Origin of the sequence: Streptomyces sp. NPDC049813 (assembly GCF_044465085.1) — a bacterium.
GTDB lineage: Bacteria > Actinomycetota > Actinomycetes > Streptomycetales > Streptomycetaceae > Streptomyces.
The window spans coordinates 741,867-758,745 of record NZ_JBITLI010000002.1; the positions used below are offsets into that span (position 1 = coordinate 741,867).

Annotated in this window: 17 protein-coding genes and 1 rRNA gene; 11 read left to right on the forward strand and 7 right to left on the reverse strand. The window is 70.8% G+C overall.

All coding sequences use genetic code 11. The features are described from left to right. Positions 1–3 precede the first annotated feature (3 nt). Positions 4–624, reverse strand: coding sequence for a DUF47 domain-containing protein (locus ACIBW6_RS07495; RefSeq protein ID WP_268772062.1), 621 nt, complete (start codon positions 622–624; stop codon positions 4–6). 224 nt (positions 625–848) lie between these two features. Between ACIBW6_RS07495 and ACIBW6_RS07500 the strand changes: the two genes are divergently transcribed. Beyond that, positions 849–1,226, forward strand: coding sequence for a metal-sensitive transcriptional regulator (locus tag ACIBW6_RS07500; RefSeq protein ID WP_399057614.1), 378 nt, complete (start codon positions 849–851; stop codon positions 1,224–1,226). Between the two features lie 45 nt (positions 1,227–1,271). Here ACIBW6_RS07500 and ACIBW6_RS07505 read toward each other — a convergent pair whose 3' ends face one another. After that, complete coding sequence (locus tag ACIBW6_RS07505; protein WP_399057615.1) at positions 1,272–1,460, reverse strand: hypothetical protein; 189 nt, start codon at positions 1,458–1,460, stop codon at positions 1,272–1,274. An 89-nt stretch (positions 1,461–1,549) separates the two neighbouring features. After that, positions 1,550–2,410, reverse strand: a complete 861-nt coding sequence (locus tag ACIBW6_RS07510) for a hypothetical protein (protein ID WP_399057617.1) — start codon at positions 2,408–2,410, stop codon at positions 1,550–1,552. A 118-nt stretch (positions 2,411–2,528) separates the two neighbouring features. Here ACIBW6_RS07510 and ACIBW6_RS07515 point away from each other — a divergent pair, with 118 nt between their 5' ends. The 4 genes from ACIBW6_RS07515 to ACIBW6_RS07530 all read left to right on the forward strand — a co-directional run bounded on the left by ACIBW6_RS07515 (position 2,529) and on the right by ACIBW6_RS07530 (position 5,972). Beyond that, entirely contained in the window at positions 2,529–2,675 is a 147-nt protein-coding gene (locus ACIBW6_RS07515) for a hypothetical protein (protein WP_399057744.1), read from the forward strand. A gap of 224 nt (positions 2,676–2,899) precedes the next feature. Further along, positions 2,900–3,526 carry a hypothetical protein gene (locus ACIBW6_RS07520; protein WP_399057619.1) on the forward strand — a complete coding sequence of 209 codons (627 nt, stop codon included), beginning with the start codon at positions 2,900–2,902 and terminating at the stop codon, positions 3,524–3,526. Continuing rightward, the gene (locus tag ACIBW6_RS07525; protein ID WP_399057621.1) at positions 3,523–4,158 is read left to right on the forward strand and encodes a hypothetical protein; all 636 of its coding nucleotides are present in this window, start codon (positions 3,523–3,525) and stop codon (positions 4,156–4,158) included. Before ACIBW6_RS07520 ends, ACIBW6_RS07525 begins: the two co-directional genes overlap by 4 nt. A 242-nt stretch (positions 4,159–4,400) precedes the next feature. Beyond that, positions 4,401–5,972, forward strand: a complete 1,572-nt coding sequence (locus ACIBW6_RS07530) for an FAD-binding oxidoreductase (protein ID WP_399057623.1) — start codon at positions 4,401–4,403, stop codon at positions 5,970–5,972. 279 nt (positions 5,973–6,251) lie between these two features. Here ACIBW6_RS07530 and ACIBW6_RS07535 read toward each other — a convergent pair whose 3' ends face one another. Together ACIBW6_RS07535 and ACIBW6_RS07540 are read right to left on the reverse strand one after the other, a co-directional pair. Further along, positions 6,252–6,971, reverse strand: coding sequence for a phosphatase PAP2 family protein (locus tag ACIBW6_RS07535; RefSeq protein WP_399057625.1), 720 nt, complete (start codon positions 6,969–6,971; stop codon positions 6,252–6,254). Positions 6,972–7,148: 177 nt separating this feature from the next. Further along, positions 7,149–8,159 carry an NlpC/P60 family protein gene (locus ACIBW6_RS07540; protein WP_399057627.1) on the reverse strand — a complete coding sequence of 337 codons (1,011 nt, stop codon included), beginning with the start codon at positions 8,157–8,159 and terminating at the stop codon, positions 7,149–7,151. A 334-nt stretch (positions 8,160–8,493) separates the two neighbouring features. On the opposite strand from ACIBW6_RS07540, the gene ACIBW6_RS07545 reads away from it, so the two are divergent. The 6 genes from ACIBW6_RS07545 (at position 8,494) to ACIBW6_RS07570 (ending at position 16,121) form a co-directional block, all read left to right on the forward strand. After that, the gene (locus ACIBW6_RS07545) at positions 8,494–8,802 is read left to right on the forward strand and encodes a hypothetical protein (protein WP_188337772.1); all 309 of its coding nucleotides are present in this window, start codon (positions 8,494–8,496) and stop codon (positions 8,800–8,802) included. Positions 8,803–9,050: 248 nt separating this feature from the next. Further along, positions 9,051–9,866, forward strand: a complete 816-nt coding sequence (locus tag ACIBW6_RS07550; protein WP_399057629.1) for a hypothetical protein — start codon at positions 9,051–9,053, stop codon at positions 9,864–9,866. Next, on the forward strand, positions 9,856–11,196 hold the full coding sequence (locus ACIBW6_RS07555; RefSeq protein ID WP_399057631.1) for a hypothetical protein: 1,341 nt from the start codon (positions 9,856–9,858) through the stop codon (positions 11,194–11,196). The genes ACIBW6_RS07550 and ACIBW6_RS07555 overlap by 11 nt, the downstream gene beginning before the upstream one ends. Continuing rightward, a complete protein-coding gene (locus ACIBW6_RS07560; RefSeq protein ID WP_399057633.1) occupies positions 11,193–12,752 on the forward strand; it encodes an SCO6880 family protein in 1,560 nt (519 codons plus the stop codon). Before ACIBW6_RS07555 ends, ACIBW6_RS07560 begins: the two co-directional genes overlap by 4 nt. 49 nt (positions 12,753–12,801) lie before the next feature. Then, positions 12,802–14,217 carry an ATP-binding protein gene (locus ACIBW6_RS07565; protein WP_399057635.1) on the forward strand — a complete coding sequence of 472 codons (1,416 nt, stop codon included), beginning with the start codon at positions 12,802–12,804 and terminating at the stop codon, positions 14,215–14,217. Between the two features lie 296 nt (positions 14,218–14,513). Next, positions 14,514–16,121: a type IV secretory system conjugative DNA transfer family protein gene (locus tag ACIBW6_RS07570; protein WP_399057741.1), complete on the forward strand. Its 1,608-nt coding sequence runs from the start codon at positions 14,514–14,516 to the stop codon at positions 16,119–16,121. Positions 16,122–16,124: 3 nt separating this feature from the next. On the opposite strand, the gene ACIBW6_RS07575 is transcribed toward ACIBW6_RS07570, so the two are convergent. Both ACIBW6_RS07575 and rrf read right to left on the reverse strand, forming a co-directional pair. Then, the gene (locus tag ACIBW6_RS07575; RefSeq protein ID WP_399057638.1) at positions 16,125–16,682 is read right to left on the reverse strand and encodes a GNAT family N-acetyltransferase; all 558 of its coding nucleotides are present in this window, start codon (positions 16,680–16,682) and stop codon (positions 16,125–16,127) included. A 103-nt stretch (positions 16,683–16,785) separates the two neighbouring features. Continuing rightward, positions 16,786–16,879, reverse strand: a 5S ribosomal RNA gene (gene rrf / locus ACIBW6_RS07580); the annotation flags it as partial.

The following is a 16,879-nucleotide window of genomic DNA, read 5'->3' on the forward strand; positions in this document are numbered from 1 at the left end:
GCCTCAGGACTCCTTCACGGCGATGGTCTCCACCGTGTTGGCCACGTGCTCGAAGGCGTCGGCCGCCTCTTCCAGCACATCGACGATCTGCTTCAGCTTCAGGACTTCCATGGCGTCGTACTTGCCGTTGAAGAGCTGGGCGAGCAGCTTGCGGTGGATCTGGTCGGCCTGGTTCTCCAGCCGGTTGACCTCGATCCAGTACTCGGTGAGGTTGGCCATCGTGCGCAGGTTCGGCATGGCCTCGGCGGTCAGCTCGGCGGCCCGCGCGAGCACCTCGATCTGCTGCTCCACGCCCTTCGGGAGCTCCTCGACCTGGTAGAGGACGACCAGGTCGACGGCCTCCTCCATGAAGTCCATGATGTCGTCGAGGGACGAGGCGAGGTTGTAGATGTCCTCGCGGTCGAACGGCGTGATGAACGAGGAGTTCAGCTGGTGGAAGATCGCGTGGGTGGCGTCGTCACCGGCGTGTTCGGCTGCCCGCATCCGCTCCGCGATCTCGGCCCGGGCGGAGGAATCCGCCCCGAGCAGTTCCATCAGGAGCTTCGAGCCCGTGACGATGTTGTCCGCGGACGCGGCGAACATGTCGTAGAAGCTCGTCTCCCTGGGGGTCAGACGAAAACGCACGTGGGGTCCTCGGGGTGCTCTGGATATGGGTCAGGCTGATGCTAGGCGCATCATCCGGCCACGGCTAACCGGCGTTCCCCCAGTGTCGCCCATCAGGCACAGTGATCAGCACGGGGTCCCGCGAACCGGCCGGACCCCCGCGAAGTCCGGTATTCTATACCCACCGGGGGTATACAGAACCGGGGCAAGGACACCACGGGATCCTCTACGGGAGGTCGGAGACGATGACCACGGACGCGAGCCGGACGCCGGCGGCCGCCGGCGCCGCACCGACGCCCCTGCCCGAGGACCCCGGGATCGTGACCGACCACGACCGCGGCATCCACGGCTACCACCACCAGAAGGACGAGCACCTCAAGCGGCTGCGCCGGATCGAGGGCCAGATCCGCGGTCTGCAGCGGATGGTCGAGGAGGACGTCTACTGCATCGACATACTGACGCAGGTGTCGGCCTCCACGAAGGCCCTGCAGTCCTTCGCGCTCCAGCTCCTGGAGGAGCACCTGCGGCACTGCGTGGCCGATGCCGCGCTCAAGGGCGGCGACGAGATCGACGCGAAGGTCGAAGAGGCCACGAAGGCGATCGCACGGCTGCTGCGCACCTGAAGGCTCCTCGGGCGGGGGCCGGGCCCGGGGTCCTTCCGCCAGGCCCTAGCTCCGGTCCTCGCCGTTCGAGCCGCCGGGGAGCGTCTCGGCGACGCGCAGTACCTCGTCGATCCGGTCCGCGCTGAGCCGTCCCTCGGGGACGGCGGACGCCGCGATGATCAATTCACCGCACAACTCGATCTCGGCGAGGGCGACGTGGTCCTGGACCGCCGTACCTACGGGCGCCACGCTCATCACCTCTTCCAGCCATCGTCGGTCGACTTCCCAGGGTAGGGAGCGCCCTACGGACCGCGCATGGCACGGAAGAACCATTTCCGGCTCCGTCAGGACCCCTGCGGCAGTCCCTCCTCGGCGACCTCGCCCGCGAAGATGTCCTTCTCGCGCGGCAGCCGGACCCCGGCCGGCTCCCCGAACCCGTACAGCAGTGTGGTCGACGCCACCGCGATGTCCTTCTTCTCCTGCGCGTTGGCGAAGCTGAACCGGTGGCGGATCTTGCGGATCAGCCCCTCGTCGTCGAGGTACACGTCGAACGGCACCGGCGCGCTGGCGAACCCTTTCGCCGCCGCGGTGAGCGCCTTCCGGTTCCCCGCGGAGGCCGCCTTCGCCGCGGCGGCGACGTCGACCGTCCCGGTGAAGTGCCGGGTCCGCACCCCGGCGAGGTCGCTCTCGCCCGCGTACGACACCCCGCGGGCCCCGCGCAGCAGCTCGGCCGCGGCGAGCGGGTCGGTGGCGCCGCCGGTGACGAGGTTGCCGTCCGTGAGCGAGGCGGTCTCCACCCGCACCCACTTGTCGGCGGGCACGCCCGCGCCCCGGTTCTTCATGAAGAGGGCGCCGGGGGCGAGGAGTTCGGTGATGGGGCGGTGCTCCTGCGCGCCGGCCGCGTCCTGCGGCAGCCGCACCTTCAGGCGTCCGACGCCCTTGCGGTAGTCGTAGACGCCGGTGCCCCGGATGGTGACCCGGGTGCCGCCGCTGGCCATCTCCATCGACGTGCTCGCCTGTGAACTGCCCTCGCGGACCAGCCGGTCGGCGGCCTCGCGCACGACGCGGGCCGCGTCGGCGTCCCGGCCGCCCGCCTCGGCCCCGCCGCCGCAGCCGGCGCAACAGGCCACGATGCCCGCCACGGCCACGGCTACCGCCGCCCGTCCCGCCGCTCGTCCTGCCGGGCGCCTGTGGTGCACCACCATCGCTTGTCTACCCCCAAGCCCGTCCGTGCGTATGCGGCCCCGCTCTGCCCGGTTAACGACAAGTAGGGTCGACCGTCACGCGAACGGGGGGTTCACCTCCACCCGTTACCGTGGCCCGGTGGCACAGCAGCATGAGCACGCGACGACGGTCATGGAAGCGGGCCGGTTCTGCCTGGCCCGGTGCACGTGCGGCTGGCGCGGCCCGGCGCGGCGGGCCCGCAGCAAGGCCCGCTCGGACGCCGACGAGCACGCCCGCGCCGCCTAGGGCCTGTCGTACCGTTCCCGTCCGCCCCGCGCCGGGATGTGCGGCGGCCTCGCGCCGGGCTATCCCGGTGGACGCCACATCGTCCGCGCACTGCAGACGACCACGTATGGGCCCGCGTCGTCGTAGGCGAATGCCGAAACAAGCTGTTCCGCCAAACAATTCAGGCCAATGCGTCCCGGAGGAGTGTTTTCCTCCGCGGGTCGGATTCGCTGACGATGCGTTGCATGATCGACACCATCAAGCACAGACGTACCGGCTGGATACCCCAGCTCGCCTTCGTCACCGCCCTGGCTGCCGCTGCCGCATTGGCTCCTGCGCAGGCCAACGCGGCCACGGACGACGGCATCGTGCAACCCATGAAGACGGGCTCGTCCTGCCTGGACGGACTCCGCGACGACACCGGCAGATCGTCTGTCGACGGGCGGGAGATCCGGTTCACCAATTCGACCAAGTACGACGACGCCCAGAGCCACGCCCATGCGGGTTGGACAAGTAGCGGTCTCAGCCAGATCAAGCTCAAGGGTGATGCCTGGAATACGAGCAATGACCTGGACTGGAAGGAAAAGAACAAGAAGGATGGTGCGCTGGCCACGTGGACTCGCCATGGTGGTAGCGGTGCGACTGACACCATCGAGATGAACGACTACTACCTCCACCAGGGACGGCCCGGCACGTGGGACACACCGTTCTATAGGCGAGCCGCGGCCGCTCATGAGCTGGGCCACGCACTCGGCTTGTGCCACAAGAGCGCCGCCTATGGGTCGTCGATCATGGTGAAAAGCGCCGGCGACATCCCATCCATCAAGCCGACCTCACGTGACCGCGGCGATTACCACAAGCTCTGGGGATGATCAGTGTGAAAAAGACGGTACGCGTCGTCGCTCTTTCGGTCTCCGCCATAGCTGTCGTCGGGGCAGCGACTTTCACCGTGTTCCAGACGGTGCGCGATGACTCCGACAGCACGTCGGAGCAGGAGAACCTGATGGCCACGGACATGTCCAAGGATGAATACGTCTCTTACGCCTCCAGCGACATCTTCTACGGCCAGGTCGTGAAGAAGGTCGGCGAGAACACGGGCGATCAGTCCGGCGAGCTGGAACAGCAGTGGGAGGTGTCCGTCCAGAAGGCGTTCAAGGGCGCGGCCTCGGGAACGGTCGTCGTCAACACCGTGGCATACAAGCGCGCCGACGGGACGACGTGGCCCGGTGAGGGCGGGGTGTTGATGGTGCCGGACAAGCGGTACGTGTTCGCGGGCCACTACGACGCCGAGAGTCAGCGGTACGAGCCGTACGGCGGCGCGACCGGTGTCCGGCCGGAGGCAGGGCTCCAGGCCACTGCGAAGCACACCGGCGCCTCCGCCACGGAGCAGGAGTCCGTGGATGAGCACTGGAGTCAGGCCGTCACCAACGAGCGCCAGGGCCCGCCGGACGTGGCCTCACCGAGCGACGACATCGTTGACGACAGCGTTCAGCCCACTCCGTAGTACGGCAGCGGCGTCTACTGTGACCGTCGGCCAGGCTCGTTGCGGGGTTCATGTGGACCGAGAACCGCCACACCGCGCTCGGCGGCCACCCACCGATCGGCCGCGTCGACGGCCCGGCGGGTCACAACACCCGGCCCCGGGAACCCGCCGCTCCCGGATCACGTCTCGTCTGTGCGGGGAGCGAGTCTCCGTAGGCAGCGACGCGACCCGGGAGACATCCGGCGATCCAGGGGAGACGAGACATGCAGCGGCGCACGTTCATATCGGCATCGGCGGCCGCACTCACCGCCGGCACTCTCTCCGCCTGCACCACGGGCGAGAAGGCCGCATCCCCGGCCCCGCCCGCCTCCTCCGCCCCGGTCCGCTCCACGAGCGCGAGCGCCACCTCGACGGTCCGCGCCGCGGCGAACCTCACCGCCCTCGCCCAGGACCTGGACGGCTCCCTGGTCCGCCCCGGCCAGTCCGCGTGGCCCGCGGCCCACCAGCTCTACAACACCCGCTACGACAGCCTGAAACCGAGCGCGGTCGCCTACGTCGCGGGCCCCGACGACCTGCGCACGGCCCTCGCCTTCGCCCACGCCCGCAAGGTCCCGGTCGCCGTCCGCAACGGCGGCCACTCGTACGCGGGCTGGTCCTCCGGCGACGGACGCCTGATCCTCGACGTGTCCCGCATGAAGACGGTCCGCGCCTCCGGCGGCGAGGCCGTGGTCGGCGCGGGCGCCAAACTCATCGACGTCTACCGCGCGCTGGCCGCCAAGGGCGTCACGATCCCCGCGGGCTCCTGCCCCACCGTCGGCATATCCGGCCTCACCCTCGGCGGCGGCCACGGCGTGGTCTCCCGCGCCTACGGCCTGACCTGCGACAGCCTCACGGGGGCGACGCTGATCACCGCCGACGGCAGGGAGCTGACCGCCGACGCCACGACGAACAAGGAGCTGTTCTGGGCCCTGCGGGGCGCGGGGAACGGACAGTTCGGCGTGGTGACCGAGCTGCGCTTCAAGACCCACCCCGCGCCGCAGGGCGTCTCCGCGTACCTGACGTGGCCCTGGTCGAAGGCGGCGACGGTGCTCAGGGCCTGGCAGAAGTGGGGCCCCGGCCAGCCCGACGAGATCTGGTCCTCGCTGCACCTCGCCAACGCCGCGGGCGGCCGGCCCACCGTCTCCGTCTCGGTCTTCTCGCTCGGCACCTACACCGAGCTGCAGGACGCGGTCGACCGCCTCGCCGACGGCCCCGGCGGCCCCGGCCCGGCCACCTCGGTCTCGCTCAAGCGCCGCTCGTACGAGGAGTCGATGGAGGTCTACGCGGGCTGCTCCGCGTTCTCCGCCGACGCCCAGTGCCACCTGCCCGGCGCCACCCCCGGCCGCTCCCCCCGGGGCGCCCTGCGGCGCGAGACGTACGCGGCGCACTCGGACTTCTTCGACCGCTCGCTCTCGGACACCGGGGTGCGGACCCTGCTGCGGCAGCTGGAGACGGTGGCGGCGGGCGCCGGCTCCGTCGCGCTCACCGCGCTCGGCGGCGCGGTCAACCGGGTCGACCCGACCGCCACGGCGTTCGTCCACCGCCGCTCGCGGATGCTCGCGCAGTACATCGTGTCCTGGCAGGCGGGCACCGCCGGGACGACGGCCCGCGACTGGCTGAAAAAGGCCCACGCGGCGATGCGCCCCCACGCCTCGGGGGCCGCGTACCAGAACTACACCGACGCGACCCTGCCGGACTGGAAGCAGGCCTACTACGGCGCCGCGGCCGGCCGCCTGACGAAGGTGAAGCGCCAGTACGACCCCTTTGGCCTCTTCAGCTTCCCGCAAGCGCTGTAAGCCCCCTGCGGGCCGCGCCGCCCCGAATGGAGCACACGACACGCCCCCAGGTGGCCCGCTCCACCGCGCGGGGGTGCGCTGAGGTCATGAACACTTCGCGCATAGCCGCGGCCTCGGCCGCCACCGCCGCCGCCCTGGCCCTGGGCGCCACCACGGCCGCCGTCCTCGACGACGGCTCGGCCCACCCCGCGGCGGGCCCCCTCGCGGTGCTCTCCGCCTCGGTCGCCGTGGCGGCGGGCGCCGGCGGTCTCTCGCTGCTCCGCGGCGGCGCCGGCAGCGCTACGCCGCCAGGTCCCGCTCCTCGGCGGAGCCGGCCGACCCCCGGGCCTCAGGAAGCTCCACCGCGCCCGGAGCCGGCACCACAGTCCTAGGCGCCCAGACCAGCCACCCCACCCGGGACCGGCCGACTGCCCTGGCCACCGGCGTGAGCAGCGCCGACGCGAGCGGCGAGAGCAGCAGCGCCACGGCCGTGCCCAGCGCGAACCCGCCGATGACGTCGGTCGGGTAGTGCACGCCCATGAAGACCCGGCAGAACCCCTCGACCACGGCGAGGGCGAGCCCGGCGAGACCGAGCCTGCGGTTGGCGACGAAGAGCGCCGCGCCCATGGCCATCGCCAGCGTGGCGTGGTCGCTGACGAAGGAGAAGTCGTTCTTGCCGTCCACCAGGACGGTCAGCCCGTCATGGTCCTTGAACGGCCGCGGCCGCTCCACGAACGACCTGATCGGCACGTTCACCAGGACCGCGACCGCGGCGGCGAGCGGCGCCCACACCACGGCGGCGACGGACGAGGCGGCGTCGTCCAGGGCGCCCCGCTTCCGCGCTCCCCACCAGGACCACACCACCACGAGCACGAGGCCCAGCAGGATCCCGTACTCACCGACGAACTCCAGGGCCCGGTCGAGCCAGCCCGGAGTGGCGTCCGTCAGCCCGTTGATGTCGTAGAGCAGGGAGACGTCGGGGTTCGACCCGGAACTCTCGAGTGCCTCGAGTCCAGCCATGGTTCAACGGCCCCTTCGTCTTCAGCCACCCCCGTGGTCTTTTACCGCTCCAGGAAAAGGAACGCATGCTCCCACTCCCTACGTTCCACACTCCACCGAACGATCACGCAGACGTTACCGAAGAGAGATGGAAACCCGCAGCTCAGGGCCAGGCGTTAACGGAGAGTTCCAGCCACGTCACACTTCGGGCGACTTGCTGGGCAGCGCCTCGGCGCCGTCCTCGGTGACCCGGGTCGCCCCGAAGTAGTCCGGCGTGTCCACCGGGTCGAAGCGGATGACCGCGCCGGGCCGCGGCGCGTCGATCATGTAGCCGCCGCCGACGTAGATCCCCACGTGCCGGATGGCCCGGCTGTTGCTCAGATCGTCCGAGAAGAACACCAGGTCACCCGGGAGCAGCTCGTCCCGCTTGGGATGCGGCCCAGCGTTGTACTGGTCGTTGGCGACGCGCGGCAGCTGCACCCCCACCGTCTCGTACGCGGCCTTGGTCAGCCCGGAGCAGTCGAAGCGGCCGCCTTGGTCCGCGGTCCCGTTCCCGCCCCACAGGTACGGGGTGCCCAGCTTCTTCTGCGCGTAGTAGATGGCCGCCGCGGCCTGCTGCGAGGGCTGCACCCGCCCGACGGGCCGCGCGAAGCTCTTCTCCAGGGTCGTGATGGTCTTCACGTAGTTCTGCGTCTCGCGGTACGGCGGCACGCCGTGGTACTTGATGACGGCGTACGCCCCCGCGTTGTACGCGGCCAGCATGTTCTTCGTCGCGTCGCCGGGCGCGTCCTTCACGTACGAGGCGAGCTTGCAGTCGTACGAGGCGGCCGAGGGGATCGCGTCGTTCGGGTCCCAGATGTCGCGGTCCCCGTCCCCGTCCCCGTCCACGCCGTGCGCCGCCCAGGTCCCGCTGATGAACTGCGCGATCCCGTACGCCTTCGCCGGCGACGTGGCCTTCGGGTTGAACCCGCTCTCCTGGTAGAGCTGCGCGGCGAGCAGCGCCGGATTGATGGCCGGGCAGAGATTGCCCCACTTCTGCACCAGCGGCTGGTAGGCGACGGGCACGGCGCCCTTGGCGAGCCCGACGGCGCCCTGCCCCACCCCGTTCGTCAGGCTCCCGGCCGCCATGTACGTGCCGAGGACGAGCAGGGTCACGAAGCCCGTGCCCCCGGCGACGGCCGACCCCGCGACGATCCACGCCTTACGCACCGTCAACCGCCTCTCGCCGCACGGGAGTCCACCGACCCTTCAGTCTAGGGCCGCCCCGGCCCGCTGACCGGCAGTTCACCGGCGGAACGCCGACGGCGGACACCACAGACCCTCATTGCCCGGCGTGACCAGGCGTGATACACAGAGTGACCATACGTTCCTTCGCATACGGAACCGCCCCGCGAGGCGGCCCCGACGCCTCCGGAGCGTAGGAACTCGGCCAAGGAATGGCGCCAAGTGTGCAGGCATCGGCGCCGATCTGGGCCAGAATGGGCCTGACCTCTGCGCTGCGGCGGGGGCGACAGAACTACCCACTTGGGGCGGTGAGTTACACATGCTGCTGGCAGCCGAAAAAGGCGACATCACGACCATCATCGGCGGGATCGCCCCCGACTGGGGCCCGTTCGGGACCCTGGGCAACGAGGCACGCGTGATGATCGAGGTGGTGATGGCGGTCGCCATCCTGCTCTGTCTCGGCATCGCGATCTGGGGCGCCGCCAAGCAACGGATCGGGGCCACGGCCCTGCGCGACACCTTCAGCGCCGAGCAGGGCAAGGGCCTGATCATCGCGGGCCTGACCGGGGTCTTCATCATCGGCTCCCTCGGCACCCTCTTCACGATCGTGTACGGCATGGCCGTCTAGCCCGCGCCCGGGGCCCCACGCCGCCGTCCCGCGGCCCACACCCCGTCAGCTCCCTTGCGGTCCCCTCCGGTTCCCCTCCGGTTACTCCGAACAGTCCCCTACACCACCTGTCCCGTCGTGCCCACCGGCTGAGGTTGCGTCTCCCTGATGTCGAGTCACCACTCCGCGCCCGCGCGGCATTGCGCACGGCTACCGTCGTATGCGGCGGATCCGGCGATTCAGCACGAGGTTGAGGGGACGTGCACGCGATGAGTCTCGACAACGGGCACGACGACGGCTACGGAGGCACCGGCCAGACCCGCACGCGGCTCCCCGAGGGTGAGGGCGGCGACGGGTACGGGTACGGCGGCGCCCGCAGACCGGGACGGTCCCCGTCCCGGTCCCTGGTCACGGTGGTCGGCGTCGTGGTCCTGCTGATCGCTGCGATCGCCTTCGCCAACCGCGGCGACGACAGCGCCTCCGGCGGGGGTGACCGGCCCGACGCGGGCCCGCGCTCCTCCCCGACGGCCCCGACCGGCACGAAGCCGGTGAGTTCGGGCTTCGCCCACGACGAACAGGGAGCGCAGTCGGCTGCCGCCAATTACGCGGTCCAGCTGGTCTCCGCTGACATCCTCAAGCCCGACCGCCGGCCCGACATCCTGCGGCAGCTGTTCGTCGCCGACAAAGTCAGCGGCCTTCAGGAACAGTTCGACCAGGCGTACTCGAAGGACTTCCTGGCCAAGGTCGGCCTCGACGAGCACGGCGACGCCGCAGCCGGGCAGACCTACGTCTCCCGGACCGTGCCGGTCGGCACCAGGACCACCGCCTACGCGGACAGCACGGCGACCGCCGAGGTCTGGTGCACCGGTGCCTTCGGCACGGCCGGGACGGGTTCGAAGACGCCGGTGACGAACGACTGGTTCACCATGACCCTCAAGATGCGCTGGGTGGACGGCGACTGGAAGGTCGAGAGCTTCTCCCAGAAGGACGGCCCGTCCCCCGTGAACGGTGACAACAAGGTCTCCTCGGCCGACGAGATCGCCAAAGCCGTCCAGGAGTACGGAGGGTTCACCTATGCCCGGTAGCCGTCTCGCCCTCAAGCTCACCGGCACGGTACTCACCGTGCAGACCGCGGCCGTCCTCCTCTCGGCCCGGGCCGTGGCGGCCCCCGACGACAACTGCGACCTCATCGTCGGACCCGCGAAGCAGTACTGCCAGCGGGGCGGCGCCAGCCGCCACTCGAACGGGACCTCCGGCGGCGACATGCCCCCCGGCACCACCAACCCCCTGGACCCCCTCTCCAGCCTCGCCAAGGGCTGCGCCGACGCCGCGTCCTGGACCGTCGACCAGCTCAGCGAAGCCGTCCGCAAGACCGCCGAGGTCGACTTCACCAACCCCAAGTTCCTCCAGCAGTACGCGGTCGTCTTCGCCGCCTCCGCCGTACTGACCCTCCTGCTGTGGCTGCTGGCCGTCGCCAAGCGCGCCGTGCGCGGCGTACCGCTGTCCACCGCCCTCTCGGAAGCCGTCGGCTTCCTCTGGCTGACCGTGCTGGCCTCCGCCTTCACCCCCCTGATCCTGTACACCGTCGTCTCCGCCACGGACGGCGTCACCGACGTCCTGGCGAAGGCGACCGGCAACCAGACGGACACGTTCTTCGGCACGTTCTCCGAGGCCCTCAAGAAGGGCGACGACATCGGCGGCGGCCCGATCATGCTGATCGTCGTGTCGCTGGTCTCCATCCTCGCGGCCGGCGTGCTCTACCTGGAGCTGTACCTGCGCGCCGTCCTGCTGTACGTGGGCGCGCTGCTCGGCGTCGTCGTCTACGCGGGGCTCGTCGACAAGAACCTGTGGGGCCACGTCCGCCGCTGGGTCGGCATCATGGTCGCGATCATCCTGGTGAAACCGGTGATCGTCATCGTGCTGGGCCTCGCCGGCGCGCTCTCCGGCAGCGACGACGGCCCCGACTCGCTGGCCGCCGTCGTCTCCGGCCTCGCCATCGTGCTGCTCGCCATCTTCGCCAGCGGAATGATCTACCGCTTCGTCCCGGGCTTCGGCGACGAGATGGCCAACGTGCGCAAGAACCGCATCATGCAGGGCGCGGAGGGCAAGGCGGCCGCCGCCTTCACCTCGCCCGCCGCCCTCGTCTCACAGGGCATCAAGACCCACAGCGCCCGCGCGGACAGCGGCGGCGGCGGGGGCGGAGCCGGCCAGGCCCGTCCCGCAGGACCCGTGTCCGGCGGCATGGCCGCGCACAGCACACGCCCGGCCGCGGGGAGCGGCGGCGGATCTGTCCCCTCCGCCGCACCTCCGCCCCGCACCAGCCCCACGAACACCCCGCACGCGGGCAACCGCGGTGGCGGGGGCAACCCAGGCATCAACAGCAACGGCAAACCGCAAGGAGGTGCAGGGCGTTGACGACCCAGTCCCATGTGTCCCCTCCGGTCACGCCCCGCCGTACATATCTGATCGGCCGCGCCCGGCCGAACGCGATCGTCGGCAGGAACCGTGAGTCCGGTGAGCTCGTCCTGATCATCGGCGGGGCGTTCCTCGGCATGATGTGCGGGCTGCTCGTCCCTGTCCTGTCCCTGCGGATCGTGCTGCTGATGGGCTTCCCGCTCCTCGCGCTCGCCGCGGTCTACGTCCCGTACAAGCACCGCACCTTCTACAAGTGGTTCGAGATCAACCGGAGCTACAAGCGCTCCCTGAAGCGCGGCACCGCCTACCGCTCGCGCGCCATGGAGGCCGGGGTCCGGCTCGACGGGCGCGAGGTCGAGGTCGGGCCGCCGCCCGGGATCGGGCGGCTCACCTGGCTCGCCGCCCCCTTCGGCCCCGACGAGATCGCCGTGCTGCTCCACGCCGACCGGCGCACCGTCACCGCCGCCATCGAGATCGAGGGTCCTGGCGTCGGCCTGCGCGACTCGGAGGACCAGGAGGCGCTGGTCGACCGGTTCGGCACGCTGCTCAAGCACGTGGCGAACGGCGACGGGTTCGTCACCCGCCTCCAGATGCTCGCCCGCACCCTGCCCGCCGACCCGGACGCGCACGCCAAGGACGTCGCCCTGCGCGGCGACGACCGGTCGCTGGGCTGGCTCCAGGAGTCGTACGACCAGCTCCAGTCCATGGTGTCGACCAGCAGCGAGCAGCACCGCGCCTACCTCGTGGCCTGCATGCACTTCACGCGCGAGCTGGCCGCCGAGGCCAACGCGATGGCGCGCGCCACCCGCCCCAAGGCCGGCAAGAAGGTCGACCGGGACGCGGGGCTCGCCGTCGTCATGGCCCGCGAGCTGACCGACATCTGCTCGCGCCTCCAGGAGGCCGACATCCGCGTACGCCAGCCGCTCGGCCAGGGCCGGCTCGCCTCGCTGATCCACTCCATGTACGACCCGGACCACCCCATCGACCACATCCAGGCGATGACGAAGCGCAACGCCTGGCCGGCCGAGCTCGACGCGATGGAGCCGACGTACCTGCAGGCCAAGACGCGCGAGTCCTCGACCCGCGCGCCCTGGTGCCACGCCACGGCCTGGGTCAAGGAGTGGCCGATGACACCGGTCGGCGTGAACTTCCTCGCGCCGCTGCTCGTCCACACCCCGGACGTCATCCGCACAGTGGCCGTCACGATGGACCTGGAGCCGACCGAGGTGGCCATCGAGCGGATGCTGACCGAGAAGACGAACGACGAGGCGGAGGCGTCCCGCGCCGCGAAGATGAACCGGACCGTCGACCCGCGCGACATCGCCGCCCACGGCCGCCTCGACCAGCGCGGCGAGGACCTGGCCAGCGGCGCGGCCGGGGTAAACCTGGTCGGGTACATCACCGTCTCGTCCCGCAACCCCGACTCGCTCGCCCGCGACAAGCGCACCATCCGGGCCTCGGCGGGCAAGTCGTACCTGAAGCTGGAGTGGTGCGACCGGGAGCACCACCGGGCGTTCGTGAACACCTTGCCCTTCGCCACCGGCATCCGACGCTAGTCCCGTGTCCCACAAGGCCAGAAGCAAGGTCAGAAGGTAGGCGCTGCTCATGCGGGATCCGTTGTCCCTCCTCACGGATGCCTTCACCTCCTTCCTGTTCGGGAAGGTGGAGACGACCCGGCTCCCGGTGCGGACGTCGACGGGGCAGGCGCAGGCCGTCTACCTGCCGACCGCCGCGCCCGGCCTCGGCGACTCGGGCGTGATCATCGGACGCGAGGTGTACTCCGGCAAGGGCTACATCTACGACCCCTTCCAGCTCTACGGGCAGCAGCTGCCCGCCCCGCACTGGCTGGTCCTCGGCGAGTCCGGGAACGGCAAGTCGGCGCTGGAGAAGACGTACGTCCTGCGCCAGCTGCGCTTCCGTGACCGGCAGGTCGTCGTCCTGGACGCGCAGGGCGAGGACGGGGTCGGCGAATGGAACCTCATCGCGCAGGAGCTGGGGATAACTCCCATCCGGCTCGACCCGACCGCCGCCCTGGACATGGGCATCCGGCTCAACCCGCTCGACCCCGCGATCACGACGACGGGCCAGCTCGCGCTGCTCCGCACGATCATCGAGGTCGCGATGGGCCACGGCCTGGACGAGCGGTCCGGTTTCGCGCTCAAGGTCGCGCACGCCTACGTCAACGAGACGATCGTCGAGCGCCAGCCGGTCCTGACCGACATCGTCGAGCAGTTGCGCCACCCCGAGCCGGAGTCCGCCGAGGCGATGAACGTCGCCATAGAGGACGTACGCGCCTGGGGCCTGGACGTGGCGCTCGTCCTGGACCGGCTGGTCGACGGTGACCTGCGGGGCATGTTCGACGGCCCGACCACGGTCGGCATCGACCTGGACGCCCCGCTCATCGTCTTCGACCTGTCCCACATCGACCGGAACTCGATCGCGATGCCGATCCTGATGGCGATCGTCGGCGTGTGGCTGGAGCACACCTGGATCCGCCCCGACCGCAAGAAGCGCATCTTCCTGGTCGAGGAAGCGTGGCACATCATCAACTCGCCGTTCGTGGCGCAGCTGTTCCAGCGGCTGCTGAAGTTCGGTCGGCGCCTCGGCCTGTCCTTCGTGGCGGTCGTCCACCACCTGAGCGACGTGGTGGACGGCGCCGCCGCGAAGGAGGCGGCGGCGATCCTCAAGATGGCGTCCACCCGCACGATCTACGCGCAGAAGGCGGACGAGGCCCGGGCGACCGGCCGGGTCCTGGGCCTGCCCCGCTGGGCGGTGGAGATCATCCCGACGCTCACCCCCGGCATCGCGGTCTGGGACGTCAACGGCAACGTCCAAGTGGTCAAACACCTCATCACCGAGACGGAACGGCCACTGGTCTTCACCGACCGCGCGATGACCGAGTCGTCCGACGCCTCGTTCGACGACGACGCGCTGCACGCCGCCGAGCTGGAGGCGGAGGAGCGGGCCGCCGCCTTCGTGGAGCAGCGGCTCAGCGACACGTCCGAGTCCACGGTGGCGTGACGATGCGGGACGAGCGGCGGTACCGCGACGAGCGCGGCCGGGGTGTGCCGGACGGGCTGCTGATCGGCGTCCTGGCGTTCCTGCTGGGCATGACGATCATGGTGTGGACGGCGACGGGCCTCGCGGGCCTGTTCGCCCACGGGGCGTGGCCGACGGGCGTGACGTTCGGTCATACGCCTCTCGCCATCCGCTCGTTGGTCGCCCGCCCGCACGACGTCCCGGGCGCCTGGCCCGAGACCCCGGCGGCGCAGCTCTCCGGCTACGGCCTCTTCTGGGGCCTGCTCATCGGGCAGCTGATGATCCTGGTGGTGCTGGCCGTCTTCACGGCGGGGACGGTGGCGCGCTGGAGAGCGGTCCGCGCGGACCGCCGCGCGACGCCGTCCCTCCCCCGCCCCCATCCGGGCCACGCCCCGGCGACTGGGCCGTACCACGAGGACACGCACGCGCAGGGCCCCCGCCGCGGTACGGCACGCGAGTTCCACCCGATGGAGCCCGTGCCCGACACGGGCCCGGCAACTCCGGCAACCACGGAATTCCTGCCAGTCACGCCGACTCAGGCGGCTCCGACTGCTCAGGCTGCTCAAGTGGCTCCGGCCGCTCCGGCCGCTCCGGCCGCTCCGGCCGCTCCGGCCGCTCCGGCAGATACGGCTACTGCAACTACTGCGGCTGTGTCAGCGGTCCCGACGGTTCCGGTTGCTCCGGCCGTACCGGCTGCTCCGGCTGTACCGGCTGTACCGGCTGCTCCGGCTGTCTCGGCTGCTCCGGCTGTCACGGCTGAGCCAACTGCTCCCGGCGCCACATCACCCCCACTTCCCACGGGCGCCCCTCTGCCCTCAGCCACCGCCCACCTGGCCCCCACCGCCTCCGGGGTCACACAGACCACCCCCACACCCGTACTCGGCACCCCGCCGGCCCCGCCCGCACCGACTGCCCCGCATACGACCGCGGTCCCCGCCGTCCCGGCCCCGAGGAGCACACGGGGCCCGCTGCTGCTGGGCGGACCGGACGACCGGCACCCGCTGGCCGTGGAGGCGATCCGGGACGCGGAGGGCCCCGCCCTCGTCATCACCTCGGCCCCCAGGGTCTGGGCGGAGACGAAGGACGCCCGGGCCAAGCTGGGCCCGGTCCTCCTGTACGACCCGACGCACCGCTGCGACACCCCGGCCCGGATGCGCTGGAACCCGGCCGCGGGCTGCACGGACCGTGCCACGGCGACCACCCGCGCGGCAGCGCTCCTCGCCCCGATACGCCCCACGGCCAAACTCGACTCGGCGGTGGCGGAGACCGCCGACACGCTGCTGCGCAGCTATCTGCACGCGGCGGCGGTGGACGGAAAACCGTTCCGCCACGTCCACCGCTGGGCCCAGGGCAACCAGGTCCAGGACGCCGTACGCATCCTGCGGACGAGCCCAAAGGCGGCGGAAGGCGCCGCGGGCGAACTGGAGGCGGCGCTCACCTCGCACCCCGAACGCCGCGACGTGGCACAGGAACTGACGGCCCGTGCCCTGTCCGCGCTGTTCACGATCCACGTCCGCGACGCCTGCACCTACAACCGAACCGACGCGCTCACCCTGGATTCTTTCGTGGACGAAGGGGGCACGCTTTATGTGGTCGGTGAACCCATCGAGGACCCGAAGGCGAACCCGGGCGCGATGCCCCTGCTGACGGCCCTCGCCTCAGGCGTGGTCGAGCACGGCCGCCGGATGGCCGACAGGTCACCCGCCGGTCGGCTCGACCCACCAATGACGCTCGTCCTGGACGACGTCGCGGCGGTGGCTCCGCTCCCCCAGCTGCCGGAGCTGCTGACCACCGGAGCGGACCGGGGCCTCCAGACCCTGGCCCTGCTCCGCTCCCAAGAACAAGCCCGCACCCGCTGGCCCCACACCAACCTCCCCCAGCCCTGACCTTCACCCGGCCGGCCCCGACTCCCTGAGCACCATCTCGCGCTCCGCCTTCCCCGGCTCCCCCGGACTCGGAACGCCGTCCCCGGTCGGCACGAACCCGAACCTCCGGTAGAACCCGACGGCCCGCGCGTTCTCCTCATGAACGTGCAACCGCACCCGCGTCACCCCGCCAACCCCCAACGCCCACTCCACTGCAGCCGAGAACAGGGCTTCCGTCACTCCACGCCCCCGCGCACCAGATCGCACGAACACCCCGACCAATTGCGCCTGTCGCTGCTCGACGACCCGCCCGAAGAAGTCCTCGGTCCCCGCTTCCTCGATGAGCGCGACCACCGTCCCGTCCCAGATGCCGTCGCTCCGCACCGCCACGAACTGCCGTGCCGACGTCCCGTGTGAGGCACCCGCGGCCCGGTCCTGCCAGAACGCGTCGGGCCGCGCCAACGCCTGCTCGTACGTCTCCAGGAAGGCGAGCGGCGCCACCGGATCGCACAGCGCGGCGAGCCGCAGCTCCTTCACCGCCGGCCATTCCTCGGGTCGCACGGCACGGATCTCGTAGTCCATGCGCGGCAGCCTAGGCCCGCGCCCGCCGCAGCCGACAATGGTTTTCCCTGAAACGCAGAAAACCCCTGTCCGGTAACCCGGACAGGGGTTTTCTCTACAATGAGTTCGGCGGCGTCCTACTCTCCCACAGGGTCCCCCCTGCAGTACCATCGGCGCTGTGAGGCTTAGCTTCCGGGTTCGGAATGTAACCGGGCGTT

What these genes read in the sequence shown, in the direction of transcription:
- ACIBW6_RS07500 (WP_399057614.1), top strand. Translation starts at nt 849, where the DNA reads ATGACCACGGACGCGAGCCGGACGCCGGCGGCCGCCGGCGCCGCACCG.
- ACIBW6_RS07505 (WP_399057615.1), bottom strand. Translation starts at nt 1,460, where the DNA reads ATGAGCGTGGCGCCCGTAGGTACGGCGGTCCAGGACCACGTCGCCCTC.
- ACIBW6_RS07510 (WP_399057617.1), bottom strand. Translation starts at nt 2,410, where the DNA reads ATGGTGGTGCACCACAGGCGCCCGGCAGGACGAGCGGCGGGACGGGCG.
- ACIBW6_RS07520 (WP_399057619.1), top strand. Translation starts at nt 2,900, where the DNA reads ATGATCGACACCATCAAGCACAGACGTACCGGCTGGATACCCCAGCTC.
- ACIBW6_RS07525 (WP_399057621.1), top strand. Translation starts at nt 3,523, where the DNA reads ATGATCAGTGTGAAAAAGACGGTACGCGTCGTCGCTCTTTCGGTCTCC.
- ACIBW6_RS07530 (WP_399057623.1), top strand. Translation starts at nt 4,401, where the DNA reads ATGCAGCGGCGCACGTTCATATCGGCATCGGCGGCCGCACTCACCGCC.
- ACIBW6_RS07535 (WP_399057625.1), bottom strand. Translation starts at nt 6,971, where the DNA reads ATGGCTGGACTCGAGGCACTCGAGAGTTCCGGGTCGAACCCCGACGTC.
- ACIBW6_RS07545 (WP_188337772.1), top strand. Translation starts at nt 8,494, where the DNA reads ATGCTGCTGGCAGCCGAAAAAGGCGACATCACGACCATCATCGGCGGG.
- ACIBW6_RS07550 (WP_399057629.1), top strand. Translation starts at nt 9,051, where the DNA reads ATGAGTCTCGACAACGGGCACGACGACGGCTACGGAGGCACCGGCCAG.
- ACIBW6_RS07555 (WP_399057631.1), top strand. Translation starts at nt 9,856, where the DNA reads ATGCCCGGTAGCCGTCTCGCCCTCAAGCTCACCGGCACGGTACTCACC.
- ACIBW6_RS07565 (WP_399057635.1), top strand. Translation starts at nt 12,802, where the DNA reads ATGCGGGATCCGTTGTCCCTCCTCACGGATGCCTTCACCTCCTTCCTG.
- ACIBW6_RS07570 (WP_399057741.1), top strand. Translation starts at nt 14,514, where the DNA reads ATGATCCTGGTGGTGCTGGCCGTCTTCACGGCGGGGACGGTGGCGCGC.
- ACIBW6_RS07575 (WP_399057638.1), bottom strand. Translation starts at nt 16,682, where the DNA reads ATGGACTACGAGATCCGTGCCGTGCGACCCGAGGAATGGCCGGCGGTG.